We start from the raw sequence: 25,985 nt of genomic DNA on the forward strand, positions 1-25,985 counted from the left end.
AAAAATTACCTGTGCTTTCAAAAAATAGTTAAGTTATAAATTTAAGGTCTTTTCCAAATAATAAGCAATACCATTATCTTCATTTGAATACGTGACTTCACGAGCAATATCTTTTAGTTCCTGAATTCCATTGCCCATTGCAATCCCATGACCAGCAAATTTAATCATTTCAAGGTCGTTGTCTTCATCACCAAAGGCAATAATATTTTCTTGGGAGATTCCGTAATAATTTGCGACGCGTTCAAGCCCAACAGCTTTATTTAATCCTTTTTTGACAACCTCAATAACGTGCCAAGGAGCGCCCCAGCGGCGATGTTCAATCACTTCAGCATGTACATCAGATAGGTGAGACCTAATGTCAGCTACGTGTTCTTCATCCGCATGGATAAGTAGAGAAGTTGGGTTGTGATGAAGTCGTTGACGCAAATCTCCTGTTTCCAAGCGTGGATTTCCTAAGCTTAGAACATCCATCAGCTTTCGATCTTCAAAGTGTAGGTACACATCATCTTTTACTTCAGCCAAAATGTTGTTAATGCGGAAGTTGCTCATTGCTTCGACAATATCATCAACGGTTTGTTTATGAAGCGGCTCATGATACACTCCCCAATTTTTTTCACGTGGATGATGAACCAATGCTCCGTTAAAATTAACGATAGGGGTCGTGAGTTCCATTTCCGCATAATACATCGCGCTTGAACGATAAGGTCTTCCAGTAGCAATCATGACGATATGTCCAAGTTCTTTCGCTCGTTCAAGCGTCCGTTTTGTTTTAGGTAGAATGGTTTTATTATCAGCTAATAACGTGCCGTCTAAATCTAAAGCGATTAAATGTTTTTCTGTATTCATAGGATCTCCTTTACATATCTTAATAAGTAATCGAACTTAATTAGTTGGTTTTATATATATTAAAAATCAGCGTAATTCATTCGCTTATTTTCTATCTTACATAAGTTTGTGAAAAGAACAAAGCACAACGTTTGACAGATAGAAACGAGATTGTTACGGTAAAACAATCGAAAAAGAATCTCATAATATGAAAGGAGATTGCGACATGGATGAACAATTAAAAGAAAAGATTATGGAATCACTTGAAGAGGTAGTTGATCCTGAACTAGGCGTTGATATTGTAAACTTAGGCCTTGTTTATGATGTAATGATGGAAGAAAATCAAACAGTTGTTGTGACGATGACGCTAACATCCATTGGTTGCCCATTAGCAGGAGCAATTACAGAAGATGTGAAGAAAAACGTAATTGGACTCGATGGCGTTGAAAATGTCGAGGTGAATATTACCTTTAACCCTCCGTGGGAAAAGGAGAGAATGTCACGCTATGCGAAAATTGCACTAGGCATTCAGTGAAAAAAAGTACTTCAGCTTAAAAGTTGGAGTACTTTTTTTGAGTGTTTTTTAATAAAAATAAATTTATATGTATATTTAAAACAAATTAACAAACTTCAAAAAAGATAAACTTTTTTTAAATATTCGTTTGATTTTATTTTTATACAGTATTATAATGAGAAATAATTCAAATAGTTACGTAGAAAAAGGAGTAGTATTATGACACAGATTAACGTCGGTATTGTTGGAGCAACAGGTTATGGTGGCGCTGAACTAATTCGGTTGTTAGACGGTCATCCATATTTAAATATTCATTCAGTGTATTCATCTTCACAGAATGATTTGCCAATATCTGAAGTGTACCCTCACTTATCACATTTTGCATATAAATTAAAAGAAATTAACCCTAAAGAAATGGCGGAAGAGCTTGAAATGGTTTTTACAGCAACCCCTTCAGGTGTATCGAGTAAGCTAGTTCCTACATTAATTAACGAAGGATTAAAAGTAATAGATCTCTCGGGAGACTTTCGATTAAAAGATGAAGAGCTATATGAAAAATGGTATAAAAAGCCTTCTGCTAGTTTGGAAGACTTAGAGAAGGCCGTTTATGGTTTGTCAGAATGGTTTGCAGATGAAGTATCATCCGCTGATTTCATTTCAAATCCGGGGTGTTATCCAACGGCGACGTTATTGGGGCTAGCACCGCTTGCTCAAGAAAAAATAGTGGTTTCTAATTCCATTATCGTTGATGCAAAGTCCGGTATTTCAGGAGCAGGTCGCGGATTATCTCAACTGGCACATTATGCTGAAATCAATGAAAATATGAAAATTTATAAAGTTAACAAGCATCAGCATATTCCTGAAATTGAATCAGTTTTATCACGATGGGATTCTGAAATTGGTAACGTAATGTTTAATACGCACCTTGTTCCGATGACGCGGGGGATTATGGCCACGATGTATGCAGAGTTAAAGGAAGAGAAGTCGATAGAAGAACTTCATGAGTTGTATGTGCAAGCGTATGAAGCAAAGCCTTTTGTTCGAGTGAGAAAGCTAGGAGAATTTCCGTCAACAAAAGAAGTGAGCGGATCAAACTATTGTGATATAGGCCTTGATTATGATGAGCGCACGAAAAGGATCACAATCGTCTCAGTGATTGATAATTTGATGAAGGGTGCAGCAGGGCAAGCGGTACATAATGCAAATATCATGCTGGGCTTTGAAGAGAACTTGGGTATTAACGGATTACCTGTCTATCCATGATGAGCAGCGTAGGAGGGAATAATGTGATTACAGCAAAAAAGAGTTTGGTAGATATTAAAAAAATCGAGAATGGTACGATTGTTAGTCCAAAAGGATTTTCCGCTGCGGGAATTCATGCCGGACTTCGATATGAGAAAAAAGATATTGGCGTCATTATGAGCGATGTGCCTGCTAACTGTGCGGCGGTTTATACGCTAAATACGTTTCAAGCAGCACCTTTATATGTGACAAAAGATAGCATCAGCCAAGAACAAAAGCTACAAGCTGTTGTTGTGAACAGCGCTTGTGCGAATGCTTGTACAGGTGAACAAGGGTTAAAAGACGCATACGAAATGCGGGATACAAGCGCCGAACAGTTTCAAATACCTGCTCATTATGTAGCCGTCGCTTCTACAGGTGTGATTGGTGAACTATTAAATATGAAGAAGATTAATGCAGGAATCAAGCAGCTTCAACCAGCAAATACAAAGGAAGGAGCAGAAGCTTTCCAAACGGCGATTTTAACAACTGACACAGTAATGAAAACTGCTTGCTACGAAGTGGTTGTCGATGGAAAAACCGTTACGATTGGTGGAGCGGCGAAAGGATCAGGGATGATTCATCCGAATATGGCAACTATGCTTGGATTTGTCACGACAGATGCCAATATTGAATCAATAGTTTTACAAGATGCCCTTCGATCTATTACGAATAAAAGCTTTAATCAGATTACGGTTGATGGAGATACATCCACAAATGATATGGTGTTAGTCCTTGCAAATGGAAAAGCTGAAAACGAAATGCTAACGGTAAATCACTCTGATTGGAACGCATTTTATGAGGCACTTCGACTTGTGTGTGAGGATCTTGCCAAGCAAATTGCTCGCGATGGAGAAGGTGCAACAAAGCTTATTGAAGTAAATGTTGAAGGTGCTGCTACAAATGAAGATGCCAATACAATTGCGAAGCAAATTGTTGGATCAAGCCTTGTTAAAACAGCTGTGTACGGAGCGGATGCAAACTGGGGAAGAATTATTTGCGCAGTTGGCTACAGCGGGGTCAAAATTAATCCAAATGATATAACGGTGGCGTTAGGTGACATCGTGATGTTGCAAAATAGTCAGCCTCAAGCTTTCGATGAAGAAGCGGCTAAGAACTATTTACAGCAGGAACATGTAGCTTTGAATGTATTTCTTAATGAAGGAACAGCTAAAGGAAAAGCATGGGGTTGTGATTTAACTTATGATTACGTGAAAATTAATGCAAGTTACCGAACGTAAGGAGAGAAGACGATGTCGGATGCAAAAACAATTGTTATAAAGTGTGGAGGAAGCATCATTAATCAGTTAACAAATTCATTTTTTAGAGACTTAAAGAAGCTGATTGAGAGTGGCCATAACATTGTATTAGTACATGGTGGGGGGCCAGATATTGCGAATATGTTAGCAAAGCTTGATATTAAAGCAGAATTCGTAGATGGCTTACGACGAACATCTAAAGAAGCTTTAGATGTGGTGACAATGGTGCTATCAGGAAAGGTTAACAAACAGCTTGTGCGTGATATTCAAATTCAAGGTCTTCAAGCAATTGGTTTGTCAGGGTGTGATGCTCAGCTTTTAGAAGCTGAAGCTATTGATTTTGAAAAATTAGGTTATGTTGGGGAAGTGGTTTCTGTCAATGAAAACCTTTTAAAGCAGCTGATAGAAAAAAGCTACATCCCTGTTATTTCATCGATTGGTGTAAATAGTCAAGGTGAGATGTTTAATATTAATGCTGATGTAGCAGCAGGTTCAATTGCTAAGGCACTCGGAGCACAGAAGCTTATGTTTGTAACAGATGTGCAAGGAGTTTTAAAAGACCAGCAGTTGTTAACAGAGTTGACGGTAGAAGAAGTGAGCCAGCTAATCGAAGAGAAAACCATTTATGGAGGGATGATTCCTAAGGTTATGTCAGCAGTCAAAGCATTGTCTCCAACGCTACACGAGGTCAATATCATCAGTGGTATTAACGGCTTTTTAGATCAAAGTGGAAACTTAGTTGGAACTGCAATTAAACATATTATTAAAGGTGGAGAGGATAAAGATGAGCTCGTTATTTCCAACGTATCAACGTCTTGATATACATGTAAAAGAAGCGAATGGAACGTATTTAACGGATGAAAATAACCAAACATATTTAGATTTCATTTCAGGAATTGCTGTATGTAACGTAGGGCATCGTCACCCTGAAGTTCAAAAAGCAGTAGAAGAACAGTTAAATAAAGTGTGGCATGTGTCTAATTTATTTCACCAATCCATCCAAGAAGAAGTAGCCAACTTACTTGTTGCTAATTCAAGCGGAGACGCAGTGTTCTTTTGCAATAGTGGAGCAGAAGCTAACGAAGCGGCTATTAAACTAGCAAGAAAGCATACCAAAAAGCATAAAATTATTACGTTTACGAAATCGTTCCATGGCCGTACGTTTGCAACGATGACGGCAACTGGGCAAGCAAAGATTCATGAAGGGTTTGGACCACTCGTTAATGAATTTGTTTATCTTCCTTATAATGATGTAGAAAGCGTAGAGGCAGAAATGGATGATACGGTAGCTGCAATTATGACTGAGGTTGTTCAAGGTGAAGGCGGAGTAGTGCCAGGAACAGAAAGTTTTTTAACAACTATTCAAAAGCTATGTCAGGAATACGGTGCGCTGTTTATTGTCGATGAAGTACAAACAGGAATTGGCCGAACAGGTAAACCATTTGCTTATCAGCACTTTAATTTATCGCCTGATATTATCACAGCTGCGAAAGGCTTAGGAAGCGGAATGCCTATTGGTGCAATGATTGGGAAAGGTCTTTTAAAGGAATCATTCGGACCTGGAACCCATGGTACGACATTTGGGGGGAATCCAATTGCCTTAGCATCGGCTAAAGCAACGCTGCAAATTATTTTTAATCAACAATTCTTAGAAGAAGTAAATGCCAAGTCAGCCACTTTCAAAAAACAGCTAACCGTCATGTTAGAAAGCTATTCAATTGTGAAAGAAGTTCGTGCAAAAGGTTTTATGATTGGTATTGAGTGCGGGAAATATCAAGCCCAGTTAATCACTGCTATGCGTGAAAAAGGACTGTTAGTGTTAGGTGCAGGTCCTCACGTAATACGTTTACTACCACCATTAACAGTTAGCAGTGAAGAGTTATCAGAAGCACTGACTGTTATTGAGCAAGTATTTCAAGAGCTTAAGATAACGATATAAACAGTTATTTTTTTGAAAGTGATGTATAAAAATTCTTTAAAATAAATAATTATTCGAAGAGGGATGCAAAATGAATGGATATTTACATTTAGCAAACGGAGATTCATTTGAAGGTAGTATTGAAAATACTGCCTCTCACCAAGCAAGCGGAGAAATTGTCTTTTTTACAGGAATGACAGGCTATCAAGAAGTTGTGACGGATCCTTCTTATAAAGACCAAATTATTGTTTTTACCTATCCATTGATTGGAAATTATGGGATTAATGAGAAAGACTTTGAAAGTAAAAAGCCTCATGTAGCAGGCGTTGTCGTATACGAATGTTCCGATGAAGGATTCCATTATGAAGCGATGTATAGCTTTAAGCAATATTTAAAAAAGTGGAATATTCCTCTTATCACACATGTGGATACGAGAGCGGTCGTTAAACGAATTCGAAAAGAGGGAACAATGCAAGCAGCCTTTTCCGCTTCTGCTCAAGGTAACGTAGTAACGGACTCTGAACCATACGTGGTTAAGCAAGTATCAACGAAAGAGGTTGTATCACACGCTGGAGATAAACAACATATTGTACTAATGGATTTTGGTTATAAAAAATCAATTTTACAAGAGCTATTAAATCGCAACTGCCAAGTGACGGTGGTTCCTTACTCGACTTCACTTGAAGAAATTAAAGCGTTAAAGCCAGATGGGATTGTTCTATCAAACGGACCGGGAGACCCAATGCAAGTAGCAGATCAATTATCAGAAATCAAAGCAATTATCAGTAAATATCCAACGCTTGGAATTTGCTTTGGTCATCAGTTAATCGGGTTAGCATTCGGTGCAAAAACCAAGAAATTAATGTTCGGTCATCGTGGAGCAAATCAGCCGGTTATTGATTTATTTACAAATAAAGTATGTATGACATCACAAAACCATAGCTATGTGGTAGATGAAGTGACAGTCGAGCAAACGCCTCTTAAAGTACGATTTAAAAATGTTAATGATCAGTCAGTTGAAGGTCTTGTACATGAGCAACTTCCGGTGTTATCGGTACAGTATCACCCAGAAGCACATCCAGGACCAAGTGATAGCACATATATCTTTGATGAATTTATGAAGCAAGTACAGCAAGTTGGGAGCGAAAAAGTATATGCCTAAAGATAAAACACTACAAACCATTTTAGTTATTGGCTCTGGTCCAATTGTGATTGGGCAAGCAGCCGAATTTGATTATTCAGGTACACAGGCGTGTCTTTCACTGAAAGAAGAAGGATATGAAGTCATTTTAATTAACAACAATCCGGCTACAATTATGACGGATACACATATAGCTGATCGTATTTATTTTGAGCCACTTACGGTTGATTCTGTTGAAAAAGTTATTGCAAAAGAAAAGCCTGATGGCCTTTTAGCAACGCTAGGAGGACAAACGGGACTGAATTTAGCATTAGAGCTACACGAACATCAAATTTTAGAAAAATACGGCGTGAAGCTGCTAGGTACACCAATTGAATCCATTAAGCAAGGAGAAAGTCGTGAAGAGTTTCGTGCCCTCATGCAGGAATTAAATGAGCCAGTTCCTGAAAGTGAAGTTGTAACTGAAGTTGAGCAAGCGTTAACGTTTGCGAAAGAAATTGGTTTTCCGGTTATTGTTCGACCAGCTTACACTCTCGGTGGAACGGGTGGAGGAATTGCACATTCATTAGAAGAGCTTGAAAAGCTTGCCACATCAGGCCTTCGAGAAAGTGCTATTCATCAATGTTTAATTGAGAAAAGCATCGCAGGATTTAAAGAAGTAGAGTACGAAGTTATGCGTGATGTTAACGGAACGTGCATTACGATTTGTAACATGGAAAACATTGATCCAGTTGGTGTACATACAGGAGATTCTGTTGTAGTCGCACCTTCACAAACATTAACAGACGTTGAGTATCAGATGCTGCGATCATCATCAATTAAAATTATCTCGGCTCTCGGTATTATTGGTGGTTGTAATATCCAATTTGCACTTGATCCTAACAGCAAACAATATTATCTAATTGAGGTCAATCCCCGCGTCAGTCGTTCGTCTGCTTTGGCATCAAAAGCAACGGGATATCCAATCGCAAAGATTGCAGCAAAACTATCGGTCGGGTATAACCTTCATGAGCTATTAAATCCTGTTACAGGAGATACGTATGCTAGCTTTGAACCAGCGTTAGACTATGTGGTTGTGAAGTTTCCTAGATGGCCCTTTGATAAATTTTTCTATGCAGAAAGAACGCTAGGAACGCAGATGAAAGCAACTGGTGAAGTGATGGCCATTGACCGCACCTTTACAAGAAGCTTCCAAAAAGCATTATCATCTCTTGAAATTGATTTAAATGGACTAGAAGTAGAAGAACTACAGGCTTTATCTTTAGATGCTTTATTTGATAAGCTAGCAGACCAAAGCGATGAGCGTATCTTTATCATTTTAGAATTGTTGCGTCGTGATGTGACAACAGCAGAAATTCATGAAAAGACGAAAATTGACTACTTCTACTTAAATCATTTCAGTCATTTAATTGATCAAGAACAAGAATTAAAGAACGTTAATTTTGATTCAATTGATAAAGAAGCACTAAAGCATGCAAAAGAACATGGCTTTACGGATGCATATTTAGCTTCTATTTGGAATGTGTCAGAGCTGCAGGTGCGCGCTAAGCGTAAAGATTTAAAGATTTATCCAAGCTATAAAATGGTTGACACGTGCGCAGCAGAATTTGAATCATCCACTGCATATTTTTATTCTAGCTACTATGGAGAAAACGAAATTGAACCGTCTTCAAATAAAAAAGTAGCAATTATTGGATCTGGTCCGATTCGAATTGGGCAAGGTGTAGAATTTGACTACAGTTCAGTACACGGTGTGTGGGCGCTTGAAAAGGCGGGTTATGAAACCATTTTGATTAACAATAATCCGGAAACGGTTAGCACAGACTTTGAGGTAGCAGATCGTCTCTATTTCGAACCAGTTACGGTTGAAGATGTCTTAAATGTCTTAGAAGCAGAAAACGTAAATGATGTTATTGTTCAATACGGTGGACAAACGGCTATTTCATTAGTTAAAGGTCTTGAAGAGGCAGGAGTTAACTTGCTAGGTATTACGAATAGCATGATAGACGCCTTAGAAGATCGCGAGCAGTTTTATCAGCTGTTAGACGATTGTGACATTCCACATATTCCTGGTGAGATGGCAGATAGTGAGCAACAGCTGGTTACAAAGGCAAAAGAAATGGGCTTTCCACTATTAATTCGTCCTTCTTACGTTATTGGAGGGAAAGGAATGCTTACGCTTCAAAATGAACAGGAACTCATGGATTGTTTATCATCGATTAAATCATCACATTTCCCAATGCTGCTTGATGCTTACTATCCTGGGCAAGAAGCTGAAGTGGATGTCGTTTGCGACGGAAAAGACGTTTTAATTCCAACGATCGTTGAGCATGTTGAAAAAGCAGGTGTTCACTCTGGTGACAGCTATGCGCTTTTACCAGCCCAAAGTGTAACGAACGCTCATAAACAACAAATGGTTTTATATGCTCAAAAAATTGTTCAAAAGCTTAACTATAAAGGGATTATGAATATTCAATATGTAATCTATAACGATGAAGTATACGTTTTAGAGGTAAACCCTCGTGCAAGTCGTACAGTTCCTGTTGTAAGTAAAGTATGTGATGTTCCGCTTATTTCGCTATCAACGCAAGTATTGCTCGGGAAATCTTTGTCGGAAATGAGCGAACAAACAGGTTTATTGCCAGACCCAGCATACGTAACAGTAAAGTTTCCTGTCTTCTCGACAAGTAAATTATCAGGAGTAGATCCACTTGTTGGACCAGAAATGAAATCAACAGGAGAAGGAATTGCGATTGCTTCTACAATCGAGGAAGCGTCTAAGAAAGTATTTCATCAGTATGCAACGTCTAAAAAAGAAGCAGTTGAAATCTATATCGATGCAGTAGAAGTACCAGAAAAATTAAAAGTAGCGATTACTCAGGCTGGTTTGAAACTTGTAGATACGAAAGATCTACAAGCTTGGACAAAAAGCAAAGAAGCATTACTATTTGTAAGTTTTGATTCTGCAAAGAAAGATAATCGTATGCTTGCATTAAAGCACGGTCTGCTAGTATTAACAGAACTAGAAACGTTCGAACTGTTCTTACAGTCATATCATGTAAGTGAGTATAGCGTATCGTCATTACAAGAGTGGTTTCAACATAATGAAAAGGAAGTGACAATCTCATGAGTACTGTATCAGCATCTGCAAATTTAAAAGGTAAAGATTTGCTGACATTAAAAGATTTAACACCAGAAGATATTATGTTTTTACTAGAAAGTGCTATTAGCTTAAAAGAAAAGCATAAAAATGGAGAAATCGTTAAAACGCTTGAAGGAAAAACTTTAGGCATGATCTTTGAAAAGTCTTCAACAAGAACGCGAGTATCGTTTGAAGCAGGTATGCTTCAGTTAGGCGGAAATGCACTGTTTTTAAGCAGTCAAGACCTTCAAATTGGTCGTGGTGAAACTATCGGTGATACGGCTCAAGTGCTGTCTCAGTTTATCGATGCAATTATGATTCGTACGTTTGAACATTCTAAAATAGAAGAGCTGGCGGAATACGCATCTATCCCAGTAATTAATGGCTTGACGGATGATTATCATCCGTGCCAAGCACTAGCAGATTTGCTCACAATTTATGAGCATAAACAAACGTTCCGCGGCTTAAAGTTAGCTTACGTAGGTGACGGAAATAATGTAGCTCATTCGTTAATGATTGCATGTGCAAAAATGGGGATTGATTGTTCAATTGGTTGTCCTTCTGGCTATGAACCAAAGGCATTTGTAACGGAATATGCAAAAAAAGTTGCAAACGAAACTGGAGCAACCATTACTATTACAGAAGATCCTGTTGAAGCCGTTCAAAATGCTGATGCAATCTATGCAGATGTATGGACGAGTATGGGACAGGAAGAAGAAGCGAAAAAGCGTTTAGAAGTATTTGCTTCGTATCAAGTAAACGATGAACTTGTTCAACATGCCAAGTCAGATTATCTGTTTTTACACTGTTTACCTGCACATCGTGAAGAAGAAGTAACGGCGAGCATTATTGATGGGCCAAACTCTGTTGTGTTCCAGCAAGCTGGAAATCGCATGCATGTACAAAAAGCCTTGCTACAAGCAATCTTAGCTTAATGATGGTATAAAAAGGCCGTGACATAAGGGTTTTAATTGATGAAATATCCGAACTATTAAAAGTTAATTACTTTTGGTAGCTCGGATATTTTTTGGTAGAACGAAAAATTATTAACAACTAGTGGAGCACAATGGAAGGAACGTGGTTTTTTTAACCTAACTAGTCTAGAAACGTCATGATTCGTCTTTAAGGTGGAATTAGTTCGTTAGATCCAAGCCTGTTGTCTATATGTTTCTTTCATATCGGGTTTAATTTGTACATTCCAGGGGAACACCATAAACATATTAAGCAGAACGAAAGGTGAGGACATCTATGAAAGTTTTAGTAGTAGGAGCAAATGGAACAACGGGTAAACAGGTAGTGGAATTATTAGCTAACTCCAGTCAACATCAACCATATGCCATGATACGTAAAGAAGAGCAAAAGAAAGCTTTTGAACAGCAAAATGTAGATGTGATACTAGCGGATTTAGAAAAAGATGTATCAGAAGCGGTTAAAGGAATGGATGCTGTCATCTTTGCAGCGGGTTCTGGTGGTCACACTGGAGATGATAAGACAATTGCTGTGGATCAAAATGGAGCGAAGAATGTCATTGATGCGGCCAAAAAAGCAGGAGTGAAGCGCTTTGTTATGTTAAGTTCAATGGGAACAGACGCGCCTGAGCAAGGCCCAGAGGGGCTTCAACTTTATCTTCGTGCTAAAGCAATTGCTGATGAATACTTAAAGCAATCAAATTTAGCGTATACAATTGTTCGCCCAGGAAGTTTATCCGATGATCAAGCCACTGGAAAAATTGATGTGAACACAGACATTGCGGACAAATCTGCAACAATTCCTCGAGCAGACGTAGCAAAAGCACTGGTAGCAAGCTTAGATGAGGAAACAACAATTGGAAAAACGTTTGAAATACTAAGCGGAAAAACAGAAATTGAACAAGCGATTCAATTTGCTCATTAAAAAAATGCGGATGGTTTTCCATCCGCATTTTTTTAAAGAAAAATAACCACTAATGCACCGACAATAAAACAATAAAAAGCAAAATATTTTAAGTTTCCTCGCGCCATAATACCCATAAACCACTTTAATGAGAAATAAGAAGCAATTAATGAAGCAAAGAAAGCTACTGTATAGGGTAATAATAGCTCAGAAAAGTTTGGATCATTTAAGATGTCGCTAATCCCTAATACTGTTACACCTAAGCTTACGGGAATGTAAAGTAAGAATGAGAAACGAAGAGCCGTTTCTTGTTTTGTTCCGCGTAGCATAGCAGCAACAATAGTTGCTCCTGAGCGACTAATTCCAGGGATAAGTGCTACAGCTTGCGCTAGTCCAATAATAATAGCGTCTTTTACAGAAAGCGCTGCGTCATTTTTTCGTCCTCGAAGGTTACGAATAATCCAAAGGGCAATACCCGTAGCAATTAAAGCAAAACCAAGTACTTTCAACGATTTTAGATTTGCTTCAATCACATCACCAAAAAGTACTCCAATAATACCGGCCGGAATTGTTCCGATGATTAAGTAAATGATAAATTGAAAATCAGATTTTGCGTCTTGATCCTTTGTTTTTAAGAACTTAAGACCATTTACAATAAGTCGAAGAATATCTTCACGATAAATAATAAGTACTGCAATCAAAGAAGCTGTATTTACTAAAATTTCGAAACTGAGGCCTTCAATATTTAAACCAAATAAATGTTGAGCAAGTACAATATGTCCGCTAGACGAGACGGGAATCGGTTCTGTAATCCCTTGGAAAAGGCCTAAAAATAAATACTTCAAAAGCAAATAAAATTGTTCCATGCGTAAATCCTTTCTACATTTTCAATAGTTAATTTAAATATTTGTTAAAGGTACATCTTTCAGTATAAAAAAACTTTGCTTCACTGTGAAGTAAAAAGAGAAATTCCTTTAAATGTAAACGCTTTTTCTAATGTTTTCCTAGTTCATATCCTGATTATGAAATGAAAAACAGGGGGCATAGTATAAGAGAAGAGCTGGATTTTTTATTAATGAAGGAGGAAGGGAAATGGGACAAAACCGTCATTTTACAGCAGGTCAAAAAGCACCAAATAACGGTGTTTATATAGAAATTGGTGAAACGGGAAGCAACGTAAATAATCCTAAAAAAGTGAAGTTGCAAGCTGGAGATCGTTTTCCAGAAACGTCGAATGATGATCGTCATTGGACATATATTAGAAAGCCTTAATATACAAGTAAAGCCATCTCCTGCAGATGGCTTTACTTGCGTACAAAAACCATTTTATAATATGAAATAAAGGTCAAGAATAGTCAAAGGTGGAGGGATTACAATGGATGTAAATAAAATGACGCAAAAGCTTCAGGAAGGAGTTATGAGTGCACAATCTGAAGCCATTAAGCGAGGTCATCAAGAAATTGATAGTCTTCACGTACTTTACTCGTTAGTTCATCAGCCAGATGGCATTGCGGTTCGTATTTTAGATCATTTACATATTGAAACAGAGCAGTTTATAAAAAGCCTTGAAGCAGAGTTAGCTAAAAAGCCATCTGTAACTGGTTCAGGTGTTGAAGCTGGTAAAGTATATATTACGTCGGCTCTACAGCAGCTGCTTGTTAAAGCTCAAGAAGAGGCAGATAACTTAAAAGACGAATATATGGCAGTAGAGCACCTGTTTTTAGCCGGGGCTAATAAAGATTCAAAAACTAGTTTGGGAAAGCTGTTTAACCAATACGGAATCACGAAGCAAAAGCTAATGGACGTTCTGCAAAAAATTCGTGGCAATCAACGTATTACGAATCAAACACCTGAAGGGACATACGAAGTCTTAAGCAAGTATGGTCGTGATTTGGTAGCAGAAGTAAGAGAAGGAAAAGTAGACCCTGTCATCGGCCGAGATCAAGAAATTCGTCGCGTCATTCGAATCCTTTCTCGTAAAACAAAGAATAATCCAGTGTTAATCGGAGAGCCTGGAGTGGGGAAAACAGCGATTGTGGAAGGGCTTGCACAGCGGATTGTGCGAAAAGATGTTCCCGAAGGATTAAAGGATAAAATGGTGTTTGCTCTAGATATGGGAGCCTTAGTAGCAGGAGCAAAATTTCGCGGTGAGTTTGAAGAGCGTCTAAAAGCTGTGTTACAAGAAGTAAAAAAGAGCAATGGACAGATTTTATTATTTATTGACGAGCTGCATACTATTGTAGGAGCTGGTCGTACAGACGGAGCCATGGATGCGGGAAATTTACTTAAGCCAATGCTTGCTCGTGGTGAACTTCACTGCATTGGAGCAACAACCCTTGATGAATACCGTCAATATATTGAAAAAGATCCAGCGCTAGAGCGCCGTTTTCAGCAAGTATTAGTTGAAGAGCCAACAGTAGAAGATACGATTTCTATTCTTCGAGGATTAAAGGAACGATTTGAAATCCATCACGGTGTAAATATTCATGACCGGGCTCTTGTTTCAGCCGCAGTTATGTCAGATCGCTACATATCTGACCGGTTTTTGCCTGATAAAGCAATTGACCTAATAGACGAAGCGTGTGCAACCATTCGAACAGAAATTGATTCTATGCCAGCGGAGCTAGACGAAGTAACAAGAAGAGTCATGCAGCTGCAGATTGAAGAAGCAGCATTAAGTAAAGAAACGGACTTTGCTAGCACACAGCGCTTAGACGCTATTCGAGAAGAAGTGGCAAACTTAACTGAAAAAGCCGATGTGATGAAGCTTCAATGGGAGAAGGAAAAGCAGTCTATTCAAGCTGTCCAAGATGTCAGAGAAAAGTTAGAGAAAGCAAAGCGAGATTTAGAAGAAGCAGAAGGACGTTATGACCTAAATAAAGCTGCAGAGCTTCGTCATGGGCATATTCCAGCCTATGAAAAAGAATTAAAACAGCTTGAGGCTGAAGCTTCGAAAAAACAAGAGTCACGCTTGCTTCGTGAAGAGGTTACAGAAGAAGAGATTGCAGAGATTGTGGGACGCTGGACAGGTATTTCAGTATCAAAGCTCGTAGAGGGAGAGCGAGAAAAACTGTTAAAAATGGAGTCCATTTTAAAAGCGCGCGTAATTGGACAGGATGAAGCTGTATCACTTGTAACTGATGCGGTGATTCGAGCGCGAGCAGGTATTCAAGATCCAAACCGGCCAATTGGTTCGTTTATCTTCTTAGGTCCAACTGGAGTTGGAAAGACGGAATTAGCTAAAACGCTTGCTGAAACGTTGTTTGACAGTGAAGATCATATCATTCGTATTGACATGTCTGAGTATATGGAAAAGCATGCGGTTTCACGCTTGATTGGTGCTCCTCCAGGCTATGTTGGGTATGAAGAAGGAGGTCAGTTAACAGAAGCCGTTCGCAGAAAGCCGTACTCTGTGGTCTTACTAGATGAAATTGAAAAAGCACATCCTGAAGTGTTTAACGTACTCCTTCAAATGCTGGATGATGGAAGAATAACTGATTCAAAAGGAAAAACAGTTGATTTTAAAAATACGATTATCATTATGACATCTAATATTGGTTCACAAACACTGCTGGAAGGTTTAACAGAAGATGGAAACATTGAGGAGGAAAGTCGGGAACAGGTACTTCAGCAGCTTCGACAGCATTTTCGTCCTGAGTTCTTAAATCGTGTAGATGACACAATTTTATTTAAGCCATTATCAGTGAGTGAAGTAAAATCAATTATTGAAAAGCTATTAAAGCAGCTTGAAAATCGTTTGCAAGAAAGACATATTACGCTGACGCTAACTGAGGGAGCAAAAAATTACATCGCAAAAGCAGGTTTTGATCCTGTCTATGGTGCGCGCCCGCTGAAACGGTTTATTCAGAAGTATGTTGAAACAAAAATTGCTAGGGAATTAATTGCTGGACATATCACCGATCACAGCGATGTAGTTATTGATAATAAAGGAGACCAGTTCGTTATTGAATAATAAAAAAGACCATTTAGTAGTTGCTAAATGGTCTTTTTTTGCTTTGGAAAAATGAAGTACATTATCGTAAATGGTAGGAATATAGTATCTGTGTTTCCGTTGAGCAAAAAACTACCTTTGTGAGCATGGATTTTTACTATTGACTATAATTGTAAGCGCTTATAGAATGAGTATAAATTATTGAATTCGCTTTCTTAGTAAAGCACTATTTAGGATCCTAAAAGAAACAATGGACAGTAAACAATTATGCATGTACTTGTTTGGTTTCAAAAGAACTTATAGAGATAAAGGAGGAAAGCAATAGTAAACTAGATAAAGGTGATGCTAACAAAATAAGCGATGTTAAAGGATAACAAGCTAATAGCAGAGCACCTAATGAAACAGTCAATAATCCGGTTCTTTTCATTTCTATAAAGAGCTGAAGAGAAAGCCAGATTAAAATGAAATAGAATGGAATCATACATACGAGCGTAAATAAGCGATAACTATGCAACACTTGCTCGTTTACAAATGAAAAAATTCCATTGAAAATTACGACCATATATAATATGAAGAAAAACAAGTCGTTAATTTGCACAAAAAGAAGACAGGCTCTTACTTTCATTACTTTGTTTAATGCTTGCTGAATCAATAGCACATAAAAAAAAGTAAGTAGCAGTATAAATAGATTCACTAAAGAGGTATAGCTATCATCTAACTGTCTGACAAAAAACAGTATGATAATATGAAAACAACTAATTGTAAGCGGTACAAAAATAGATGGTTGGCTCAAAAGTATCTCTCCTTCATCAAAAATGCACACGACAGAAAATAGAAAAGGGTGTTCATCAATGAATATAGTCACTGTGGGATCGTTTATATTCTTTACCGTTTTAGTAGCATATATTTCATATCGCTTCACTCGCGATGAAAATTTAGAAACATCAGACGGGTATTTCTTAGGTGGAAGAAGCTTAACAGGCTGGGTAATTGGAGGCTCTCTTTTATTAACGAACTTATCGACAGAGCAGCTTGTAGGCTTAAATGCTGATGGCTATTCGTTTAATATGTCTGCAATGGGCTGGGAAGTAGGGTCTTCAATCGCTCTTGTATTGGTTGCATTATTTTTACTTCCACGCTATTTAAAAGGCGGAATTACAACGATTCCGGATTTTCTAGAATCTCGATTTGATTCAGGTACTAAACAGATTGTTACCATTTTATTTTTATTTGGTTATGTACTAAATTTATTACCCCCTATTTTATATTCAGGAGCCACTGCACTGAGCAGCATTTTTAATGTACAAGGTATGTTCGGAGTAAGTTCCACAACAGCACTTTGGATTACAGTATGGACCATTGGTATTATCGGTTCAATTTATGCAATATTCGGAGGATTGAAAGCGGTTGCTGTATCAGATACAGTAAATGGAATTGGATTATTAATCGGAGGGTTAATGATTCCAGTATTAGGACTAATGGTTTTAGGCGATGGATCTCCAGTTGATGGATTTAATAAAATTATGGAAAATACACCTGAAAAGCTAAATTCAATTGGTGGAGAAAAAGATCCTGTACCATTTGGTACAATGTTTACTGGAATGCTACTCGTTAACTTGTTCTACTGGGGTACAGCACAGCATATTATGCAGCGTGCATTGGCTGCCAAAAACCTTAAAGAAGGACAAAAAGGTTTACTCATTGCGGCTTTCTTGAAGTTATTAGGACCAGCATTTTTAATTATACCTGGTATTATTGCGTTTAATATTTTTGGCCCAGGGCTTGCACCTATGGAAGCGTATCCTAAGTTGGTTAACCATGTATTACCTACGCCGCTTGTTGGATTCTTTGCAGCTGTGTTATTCGGAGCTATTTTATCATCATTTAACTCAGCGTTAAACTCGAGCGTTACGCTTTTTGTTTTAAACATTTACAAGCCTTATTTTAAGCCAAAAGCAACAGATAAAGAGCTTGTTAAAAACGGTAAGGTAGTAGGTGTATTCTTAGCTATTTTTGCAATGTGTGTTGCACCTTTAATTGCAAATGTACCAAACGGATTCTTTGAATACTTGCAAATGGTTAATGGATTCTACAATGTTCCAATCTTTACAATTGTGTTCATCGGCTATGTGACGAAAAGAGTGCCTGCACTTGCAGCCAAAGTGTCATTAGCTGTATTTATCTCAATTTATGCGGTAACGCAGCTAGTATGGGATACAGGTTTACACTATCTTCATATTTTAGCAATCCTATTCGTTTTATGCAGCGGATTAATGCTTATCATTGGAAAAATTGCTCCAAAACAAGATGTATATGTGTTAGAAGATCAAAAAGCAGTAGACTTAACTCCTTGGAAGCTTTTGTATCCGATGGGAATTGCAGCGGTTCTTGCAATGTTAGTGGTTTACGCGCTCTTTTCACCAATTGGAATTGCTTCATAAGACAAAAGAGGCTTGGACATAATTATTTCAGTCAACGAGATATCCGAACAATTGCTAGTCTGCAATCGTTCGGATATTTTTGTTTGTTGGGAAAACAAGTTAAAAACTAGTGTTTGGAGCGCGATGTAACAAAATTGTCTTTAGAGAGTACAGGATCTTACATATGGAATGAATATTTCTTGTCTTGCATATTGTCGAACGAAGTACTATCCTTTAAGATAATAAGCACAAAGCGTAATTCGATTAGAGGTTAAAGAAAGGAATCGATTGAATTTATGAAAGAACATGTTGAGCGCGTATATGATGAGGCATATGACTTTATTGATCAAGCACTTCAACAAATTAGAAGCGTTGAATGCACTGAAGAAGCAGATGATGAAATAAAAGAAAAAAGACAGCGTACAGAAATTGCTTTGCAAGCAGCACGCGATATCTTAGAGAATATGATTATTCCGGGTAAGAAGCTTACTTTTATTTATGAAAATGGATCCGTTGTTGTCGAGATACCGGAAAAATAAATAAAAACCCCCTTGTTGTCGAGAGTCCTAGACAACAAGGGGGATTTTTTTGCTTAAACGATTATTTTGGAAGAGTAAAAAGTTCATCAATTGATGAATTGCTCTTTCGATACTGTCCAGGCGTCATGCTTGTAGTTTTTCTAAATACCTTTGTAAGATAATTTGCATTTGCATAGCCTACGTTTTCTGCAATCTCTTCAATTGAGTATTTTGTTTGGTTCAAAAGTTCAGCTGCTTTTTGAATCCGCATTTTTGTTAAATATTGAATCGGAGTTAAGCCCGTTGTTTGCTTAAATAAGCGGCTAAAATGATAACGCGATAAATTTGCTGATTCCGCCATTTCATCTGGACCAATCTCTTCATGGTAATGGTTTCTAGCAAACAAGATAGAGCTAATAATGCTCTCAGGCCAGTCTTCAGTAAAAGAGTCCATATTCTTTACATATTGATAAAGCTCCATTACAAAGCGATAACACAGGCTTGATGCATAAAATGGGTCTGTGATATTTTTTTCACTTGCACGCTTATAGATTTGAGCGAGAAGTTGTATCGGTGCTGATTCAGGGTGAAATCGGATGACTGACTGGAACTTTGTTTGGATGTAATCCCAGCATTTTTTCACCTCATCACCATACAACGTTAAAAAAATAAATTCCCAATTTTCACTCTCTTTAGGTAAATAATATCTATAGTCGCCAGGCGTGCTGACAATAAAGGCTTTACCTGCATCTACCTTATATTGAGTTCCGTCAACTTCAATCATTCCATATCCAGACACTGTATATTGAAAAATATATTTTCCTACTTCTTTTCGCTGTTTCCCGCTCCAATTATAAAGAGGAGAGTATACCTCGTCCCATCCTACTGACCATAGCTGTGCAACATCACTAGTACGAGATTCAAAGAAACGATAAGCATAGGTGGCATATTCCTTTGTTTGAAATTGTGGTAGCAAATTTTCACCTTCTTTTTTAAAAAATATTGTTATTTATACTTTAACGTAATCGTTTTCATTTTGCTACATATATTTCACTTTATTTATGAAAATATTAAAAAAGGCTTTTTATAGTCTTAACTAGCTTCACATTATCGACAGATATTCACCGTTTTTATTAGCAGAAGGTGTTCATGAATGTTAGTTTGTTTCTTAGCAAGAAATTACCGTTTACAGGGATTATTTTTACCATTGAGAAAACGGGCTTAACGCTTTTAAAATAGAGTCATGAATACGTTTACAGTTTAGAGATAACGATATAAAAAAGAAACAGGTGATGTGACATGATGGGTGAATTAATTAAAAAGTTTCAGGAAATCTTTCAAACAACGGAAAACGTTCGCTGCTTCTTCGCGCCAGGACGTGTCAATTTGATTGGTGAACATACAGATTATAACGGGGGGCACGTATTTCCATGTGCTTTAAGTATTGGAACATACGCAGTTGTGTGCAAACGAACTGATCAGAAGATTCGTATGTACTCGTCCAATTTTGAGCATAAAGGTGTCATTGAATATAACCTTGATAATCTTGTATATGAAGAACAACATGATTGGGCTAATTACCCAAAAGGGGTAATCAGTACATTTATTAAAAATGGCCATCAACTAAGAAATGGATTTGACGTGTTATTCTATGGCAATATTCCAAATGGTGCTGGGCTCTCCTCTTCAGCATCTATTGAATTAGCAACAGCTGTTTTATTAAATCAATTAGAAGATTTAGATATTGATATGGTTGAAATGGTTAAGATATCACAACAAGCGGAAAATGAATTTATTGGCGTCAGCTGTGGAATCATGGATCAATTTGCAATTGGAATGGGAAAAGCAGACAAGGCAATTCTTTTAAACTGTCAAACTCTTGACTACACGTACAGTCCGCTCCAGCTAGAAAATGCAGTGTTAGTAATTGCAAACACAAACAAGCGAAGAGGATTAGCAGATTCGAAATATAATGAGCGTCGATCTGAATGTGATCAAGCATTAGCAGATTTAAAAAGCGGTTATGAACTTGAATCATTAGGAGATTTAACGAAAGCACAGTTTGAGCAGTTAAAACATTTGATTAAGAACCCGACGAATCAAAAGCGAGCAAAACATGCAGTTTATGAGAATGAACGAACAAAAGAAGCTGTGGTAAAACTGAACAACGGCGACTTGCAGGGGTTAGGTTTATTAATGAATGAATCTCACCGTTCATTGCGAGATGATTATGAAGTTACGGGGGAAGAATTGGATGCATTAGTTGAAGCAGCCTGGGCTCAAGAAGGTGTAATCGGCTCTCGAATGACAGGAGCAGGTTTTGGGGGTTGCACAATTAGCATAGTAAAAGAAGATAAGGTGAATTCATTTATTGATGAAGTAGGTGCTGTTTATACAAAAGCAACAGGTTTACAAGCAGATTTCTATGTGGTAGAAGTCGGAGAAGGCGCACGAGAATTAGCATTAGAAACGGTATAAAAGGAGGAGCAAGAATGGCTGTATTAGTATGTGGAGGCGCTGGTTATATCGGTAGCCATACAGTAGCAGAGTTATTGGATAAAGGGAAAGACGTAGTCGTTGTTGATAACCTTCAAAAAGGCCATAAAGAAGCGATTTTAGAAGGTGTACGTTTATATGTTGGAGATTTAAGAGATACCGAGTTTTTAGATGAAGTTTTTCAGGAAAATGAGATTGAATCCGTTGTACATTTTGCAGCAGATTCGCTTGTTGGAGAAAGCGTAACGGACCCTTTAACGTATTACGATAACAATGTGTACGGTGCACTTTGCTTGTTAAAGGTGATGAATAAACACGGTGTTAAGCACATTGTATTTTCATCCACGGCTGCAACCTATGGAGAAGCAAAGAATTTTCCAATTTTAGAAGATGATCCAACAGAGCCAACCAACCCTTATGGTGAAACGAAACTAGCGATTGAGAAAATGCTGAAATGGTCAGAGAAAGCATATGGACTTCGTTATGTTGTTCTTCGCTACTTTAACGTTGCAGGTGCTCATTTGGATGGGAAGCTAGGGGAAGATCATACGCCAGAAACACACTTAATACCAATTATTTTACAAGTAGCTCTTGGGAAGAGAGAGCATATCTCAATTTTCGGTGATGATTACGATACAAAAGACGGCACGTGTATTCGAGATTATATTCACGTAACAGATCTAGCTGACGCGCATGTATTAGCGCTTGAAAAGTTAGCTCGTGACAATACGAGCGGTACTTATAACTTAGGGAACGGAAATGGTTTTACGGTTAAAGAAGTAATTGATGCTGCGCGTAAAGTAACGAATCACTCCATTCCAGCTATTGTTGCACCAAGACGTGCGGGAGACCCAGCCAAACTGGTAGCGTCTTCTCAAAGAGCAATGGATGAATTAGGATGGAATCCACGCTATACATCAATGGAGCAAATGATTGAAAGTGCATGGAAATGGTTTCAAGCACATCCAGAAGGATATAAACAGCCTCAACGATAAAAGCTGTGAGATAATAGCTTATCGATAGATTACGGAACGAGAAGAAAGGAAGATTGTATGTCAGTCAACATTCATGAACAAATTCAAAGACTTATTCAATACGGATTGCAAAAAGAGCTTATAACAGTATGGGACGTTGATGTTGTTCGGAATAGGCTATTAGAGACACTGCAGCTCGATGAATATATTCCAGCAGCTGTTGATCAAGAAATCTATGAAAATCCGGTTGATATTTTAGAGAAAATGCTTGATTGGGCGGCTGAACACAATCTAATAGAAAATACCATCACTTACCGAGATTTACTGGATACGAAAATCATGGGCAGTTTTGTCCCACTTCCATCTGAGGTTAATCGTCGTTTTTATCAAACATTCCAACAAGAGGGTGCTCAGCAAGCTACGCAAAATTTTTATCAATACTCAAAAGATGTTCACTATATTCGAACAGATCGAATTGCTAAAAATGAAGGGTGGCTGACTGATACACCGTATGGCCAGTTAGAGATTACAATTAATCTGTCAAAACCAGAGAAAGACCCAAAAGCAATTGCTGCAAGCAAGACACTGAAGGAGAGCTCGTATCCAAACTGTCTGCTTTGCAAAGAGAATGCAGGCTATGCCGGACGTGTTAATCATCCAGCTAGGCAAAATCATCGCATCATCCCTGTTGAACTTGCAGAAGAACAGTGGTACCTGCAGTTTTCACCTTATGTTTATTATCATGAGCATGCCATTGTCTTTTCAGGTGAACATACGCCAATGAAGACTTCAGCGGCTACGTTTGAACGCCTGCTGTCATTTACGGATCAATTTCCGCATTACTTTTTGGGATCAAATGCAGATTTGCCAATTGTAGGAGGATCCATCTTAACTCACGATCATTTTCAAGGTGGAAATCATGAATTTCCAATGGCTAAAGCAAAAGTAGAAGCAACTTTTACAATGGAAGATTATCCAACAGTTCAAGCGGGGATTGTAAGGTGGCCGATGTCCGTTATCCGCTTGCAGAGCACGGATAAAAATGAACTAGTAGAATGCGCTAATCATGTATACAAAACATGGCAGCAGTACAGTGATGAAAGCGTTGGGATTCATGCTTTTACAGGTGATACGCCACACAATACGGTGACGCCAATTGCAAGGCGCAGAGAACAGCTATTTGAGCTAGACCTTGTGCTTCGAAATAACCGAACGAGTGGTGAGCATCCCGATGGCATTTACCATCCTCATAAAGAAGTCCACCACATCAAAAAAGAAAACATTGGACTAATTGAAGTGATGGGGCTTGCAGTATTACCGGGCCGCTTACAAGAAGAAATGCGTCTAGTCAGTGAATACTTGATTAATGGAGATTGTGCGATTCGAGATGAGCATGCGCATATTCAAAAGCATGAAGCATGGATGAAACAGCTCCGCGAAAGCTATGAGGATTTTACTAAAGAAACTGTTCAGCAAATTATTCGTAAGGAGCTTGGTACCACGTTTATGACGATTTTAGAGCATGCTGGTGTGTTCAAGCGAGACGAACAGGGGAAAGAAGCTTTTCATCAATTTACAAAACAGCTACAAAAACAAACGGCGCGTAGCGAATAACCTAGAAAACATTCTTATATTCATGTGATAAATAAACAGCTAAAGGGAGACTGAAAGATATGTATATTGGTGTTGACTATTATCCAGAACAATGGCCTAAAACAAGATGGGCAGAGGACGTACGCTTAATGAAGGAGCTAGGTATTAATGTTGTACGTATTGCTGAATTTGGTTGGCAGTTAATGGAGCCCAAAGAAGGAGTATACGACTTTTCACTATATGATGAAGCCATTGAACTATTAACAAGTAACGGAATCAAAGTAGTGCTTGGTACACCAACTGCTACTCCACCAGCTTGGATGATTCACAACTATCCAGAAATTTTACCGGTTGATGAAAATGGAGTAACGATCTCGTTTGGAGCGCGTAGACATTACACGGTTAATAGTGAAAAATACCATCAGTTTACGAAAAAAATCGTAACAAAAATGGCAGAAAAGTATGGTCAGCACCGTGATGTCATCGGTTGGCAGGTAGACAACGAATATGGTCATGAGAAGTCAGATCGTAGCTATGGAGAGCTTGACCGAGTTGCGTTTCAGCGCTGGTTACAAAAGAAGTATCAGTCGCTTGATCAATTAAACGAGAAATGGGGAACGGTATTTTGGAGTCAAACGTATACGGACTGGGCGCAAATTCCAACCCCGCGTAAAGTTTATCAAGAGCATAATCCGAGTCTTCTTTTAGATTTTGACCGATTCTGCGCAGATGCTTATACTGCTTATAATAAACTTCAAGTTGATATCTTACGTTCTATTGTTCGTAAAGATCAATTTATTACACATAACTTTGTATTTACAGACCAAGCCATTAATCAATGGGATATGTCAAAGGATTTAGATTTTGTCTCGTTTGATAATTATCCTGTCTGGGGCGGGTTAGCTGAGCCAATTAAACCAGCAGCGATTGCTCAACAGCATGATCTTTGTCGATCTGCAAAAGGTGGGAAAAACTTTTGGGTAATGGAAGAACTATCGGGAGCGCAAGGATGGAGTCGTATTGGCTACTTACCGCGTCCGGGTCATATTAAGTTGTGGACGTACCAAGCTATTTCTCGAGGCGCAGAAGCAATTGTTTATTTCCGCTGGCGCGCAGCGCAGTTTGGTACAGAAGAATTTTGTCACGGCATTTTAGATCATGATGGACTACCAAAGCGCAAGTACGAGGAAGTAAAAGAAGTTATTCAAGAACTAAAAACGTTTGGTGATGAGTGGATTAATGCTCCATATGAAGCGGAAGTAGCAGCTTACTATGATATTGAGAATGCATGGGCGTGGGGAATTCAGCCTCAAAGTGATGCATTTGCTTACAAGCAAGAGTTTCTGCGTTTCTATCGCCCGGTGCATAGTGCAAACGTATTAACGGACTTGGTTACCGCTGCAGATGACTTAGCGCGCTACAAAGTGGTTATCGTGCCGATTTACTTCTTAACAAATAGTGAGTTTACGGAAAAGCTACAGCAGTTTGTCTCAAATGGCGGAACAGCTATTTTATCATACCGTGCAGGTGTAAAAGAAGAAAATAATTTTGTCACAGGACAAACGCTTCCTGGTGCATTATCGGAGTTTACGGGTATTCAAATTCATGAATATGAATCTCTACAAACATCACAGCAAAATACGATTGTAGGTACAAAAGGTGCGATAAAAGGGCAAGCATCAACAGCAACAATTTGGTGTGATTTAATTGAACCAACAACGGCTGAAGTACTGGCAGAGTATAGAGATTGTTTCTATGAAGGTACTGCAGCTATTACAAAAAATAGCTTTGGAAAAGGAACTGTGTATTATATCGGTACAGCCGTTGAAGATGCTATGCTAGACGGATTGTATGATGATATCTTAGCTGAAGCACAAGTAGATACATTTAAAACCAATGGTGAAGTTGAAGTTGTAAAAAGAGGTCAATTCTATAGCTTCTTGAATCATTCAACAGCAGAGACAACATCAGTTGCGCTTCCGAACGGAAAATGGAAGGCAGCCGCAACCAATGAGCTTGTAAAAGGTGAATTAACGCTGAAGCCGCTTCAAGCGGTAGTGTTAATCAAAGAATAAAAAAA

21 protein-coding genes are annotated in these 25,985 nt (G+C 38.3%); 17 read left to right on the forward strand and 4 right to left on the reverse strand.

Annotated features, from left to right (window positions below):
- Positions 1-33: 33 nt before the first annotated feature.
- A complete protein-coding gene (locus tag NIZ91_03790) occupies positions 34-846 on the reverse strand; it encodes a Cof-type HAD-IIB family hydrolase (protein USY55789.1) in 813 nt (270 codons plus the stop codon).
- A gap of 205 nt (positions 847-1,051) precedes the next feature.
- On the opposite strand from NIZ91_03790, the gene NIZ91_03795 reads away from it, so the two are divergent.
- The 9 genes from NIZ91_03795 to NIZ91_03835 all read left to right on the forward strand — a co-directional run bounded on the left by NIZ91_03795 (position 1,052) and on the right by NIZ91_03835 (position 11,973).
- Positions 1,052-1,360, forward strand: a complete 309-nt coding sequence (locus NIZ91_03795) for a metal-sulfur cluster assembly factor (protein USY55790.1) — start codon at positions 1,052-1,054, stop codon at positions 1,358-1,360.
- 198 nt (positions 1,361-1,558) lie between these two features.
- Positions 1,559-2,602 carry an N-acetyl-gamma-glutamyl-phosphate reductase gene (gene argC, locus NIZ91_03800; GenBank protein ID USY55791.1) on the forward strand — a complete coding sequence of 348 codons (1,044 nt, stop codon included), beginning with the start codon at positions 1,559-1,561 and terminating at the stop codon, positions 2,600-2,602.
- Positions 2,602-3,861: a bifunctional ornithine acetyltransferase/N-acetylglutamate synthase gene (gene argJ / locus NIZ91_03805; protein ID USY57083.1), complete on the forward strand. Its 1,260-nt coding sequence runs from the start codon at positions 2,602-2,604 to the stop codon at positions 3,859-3,861. The genes argC and argJ overlap by 1 nt, the downstream gene beginning before the upstream one ends.
- A gap of 12 nt (positions 3,862-3,873) precedes the next feature.
- A complete protein-coding gene (gene argB, locus NIZ91_03810; GenBank protein USY55792.1) occupies positions 3,874-4,698 on the forward strand; it encodes an acetylglutamate kinase in 825 nt (274 codons plus the stop codon).
- Positions 4,664-5,818 (forward strand): acetylornithine transaminase, encoded by a 1,155-nt coding sequence (locus tag NIZ91_03815; GenBank protein ID USY55793.1) that lies wholly within the window; start codon positions 4,664-4,666, stop codon positions 5,816-5,818. Before argB ends, NIZ91_03815 begins: the two co-directional genes overlap by 35 nt.
- Before the next feature lie 70 nt (positions 5,819-5,888).
- Positions 5,889-6,959 carry a carbamoyl phosphate synthase small subunit gene (locus tag NIZ91_03820; GenBank protein ID USY55794.1) on the forward strand — a complete coding sequence of 357 codons (1,071 nt, stop codon included), beginning with the start codon at positions 5,889-5,891 and terminating at the stop codon, positions 6,957-6,959.
- Positions 6,952-10,068, forward strand: a complete 3,117-nt coding sequence (locus NIZ91_03825) for a carbamoyl phosphate synthase large subunit (protein USY55795.1) — start codon at positions 6,952-6,954, stop codon at positions 10,066-10,068. The genes NIZ91_03820 and NIZ91_03825 overlap by 8 nt, the downstream gene beginning before the upstream one ends.
- A complete protein-coding gene (gene argF, locus NIZ91_03830) occupies positions 10,065-11,015 on the forward strand; it encodes an ornithine carbamoyltransferase (protein USY55796.1) in 951 nt (316 codons plus the stop codon). Before NIZ91_03825 ends, argF begins: the two co-directional genes overlap by 4 nt.
- Before the next feature lie 313 nt (positions 11,016-11,328).
- Positions 11,329-11,973: an SDR family oxidoreductase gene (locus tag NIZ91_03835; protein USY55797.1), complete on the forward strand. Its 645-nt coding sequence runs from the start codon at positions 11,329-11,331 to the stop codon at positions 11,971-11,973.
- A 32-nt stretch (positions 11,974-12,005) separates the two neighbouring features.
- On the opposite strand, the gene NIZ91_03840 is transcribed toward NIZ91_03835, so the two are convergent.
- The gene (locus tag NIZ91_03840) at positions 12,006-12,818 is read right to left on the reverse strand and encodes an undecaprenyl-diphosphate phosphatase (protein ID USY55798.1); all 813 of its coding nucleotides are present in this window, start codon (positions 12,816-12,818) and stop codon (positions 12,006-12,008) included.
- 226 nt (positions 12,819-13,044) lie between these two features.
- Here NIZ91_03840 and NIZ91_03845 point away from each other — a divergent pair, with 226 nt between their 5' ends.
- Both NIZ91_03845 and clpB read left to right on the forward strand, forming a co-directional pair.
- The gene (locus NIZ91_03845; protein ID USY55799.1) at positions 13,045-13,224 is read left to right on the forward strand and encodes a YjzC family protein; all 180 of its coding nucleotides are present in this window, start codon (positions 13,045-13,047) and stop codon (positions 13,222-13,224) included.
- A gap of 103 nt (positions 13,225-13,327) precedes the next feature.
- Positions 13,328-15,925, forward strand: a complete 2,598-nt coding sequence (gene clpB / locus NIZ91_03850) for an ATP-dependent chaperone ClpB (protein ID USY55800.1) — start codon at positions 13,328-13,330, stop codon at positions 15,923-15,925.
- Positions 15,926-16,169: 244 nt separating this feature from the next.
- Here the strand turns inward: clpB and NIZ91_03855 are convergent, their stop codons facing one another.
- Positions 16,170-16,697 carry a hypothetical protein gene (locus tag NIZ91_03855; GenBank protein ID USY55801.1) on the reverse strand — a complete coding sequence of 176 codons (528 nt, stop codon included), beginning with the start codon at positions 16,695-16,697 and terminating at the stop codon, positions 16,170-16,172.
- A 58-nt stretch (positions 16,698-16,755) separates the two neighbouring features.
- Between NIZ91_03855 and NIZ91_03860 the strand changes: the two genes are divergently transcribed.
- Together NIZ91_03860 and NIZ91_03865 are read left to right on the forward strand one after the other, a co-directional pair.
- Positions 16,756-18,345 carry a solute:sodium symporter family transporter gene (locus NIZ91_03860; GenBank protein ID USY55802.1) on the forward strand — a complete coding sequence of 530 codons (1,590 nt, stop codon included), beginning with the start codon at positions 16,756-16,758 and terminating at the stop codon, positions 18,343-18,345.
- Between the two features lie 275 nt (positions 18,346-18,620).
- The gene (locus tag NIZ91_03865) at positions 18,621-18,863 is read left to right on the forward strand and encodes a hypothetical protein (GenBank protein ID USY55803.1); all 243 of its coding nucleotides are present in this window, start codon (positions 18,621-18,623) and stop codon (positions 18,861-18,863) included.
- A gap of 61 nt (positions 18,864-18,924) precedes the next feature.
- Here NIZ91_03865 and NIZ91_03870 read toward each other — a convergent pair whose 3' ends face one another.
- The gene (locus tag NIZ91_03870; GenBank protein USY55804.1) at positions 18,925-19,818 is read right to left on the reverse strand and encodes an AraC family transcriptional regulator; all 894 of its coding nucleotides are present in this window, start codon (positions 19,816-19,818) and stop codon (positions 18,925-18,927) included.
- Between the two features lie 323 nt (positions 19,819-20,141).
- Here NIZ91_03870 and NIZ91_03875 point away from each other — a divergent pair, with 323 nt between their 5' ends.
- Genes NIZ91_03875 through NIZ91_03890 form a run of 4 tightly spaced genes read left to right on the forward strand, consistent with a single transcriptional unit; the run spans position 20,142 to position 25,980 of the window.
- Positions 20,142-21,320: a galactokinase gene (locus NIZ91_03875; GenBank protein ID USY55805.1), complete on the forward strand. Its 1,179-nt coding sequence runs from the start codon at positions 20,142-20,144 to the stop codon at positions 21,318-21,320.
- A gap of 14 nt (positions 21,321-21,334) precedes the next feature.
- A complete protein-coding gene (galE, locus tag NIZ91_03880) occupies positions 21,335-22,333 on the forward strand; it encodes a UDP-glucose 4-epimerase GalE (GenBank protein ID USY55806.1) in 999 nt (332 codons plus the stop codon).
- Positions 22,334-22,390: 57 nt separating this feature from the next.
- Positions 22,391-23,926, forward strand: a complete 1,536-nt coding sequence (gene galT / locus NIZ91_03885) for a UDP-glucose--hexose-1-phosphate uridylyltransferase (GenBank protein USY55807.1) — start codon at positions 22,391-22,393, stop codon at positions 23,924-23,926.
- 59 nt (positions 23,927-23,985) lie between these two features.
- Entirely contained in the window at positions 23,986-25,980 is a 1,995-nt protein-coding gene (locus tag NIZ91_03890) for a beta-galactosidase (GenBank protein USY55808.1), read from the forward strand.
- The last annotated feature ends 5 nt before the right edge of the window (positions 25,981-25,985 follow it).

The sequence above is a fragment of the Bacillus sp. 1780r2a1 genome (assembly GCA_024134725.1).
Classification (GTDB): domain Bacteria; phylum Bacillota; class Bacilli; order Bacillales; family Bacillaceae_H; genus Priestia; species Priestia aryabhattai_A.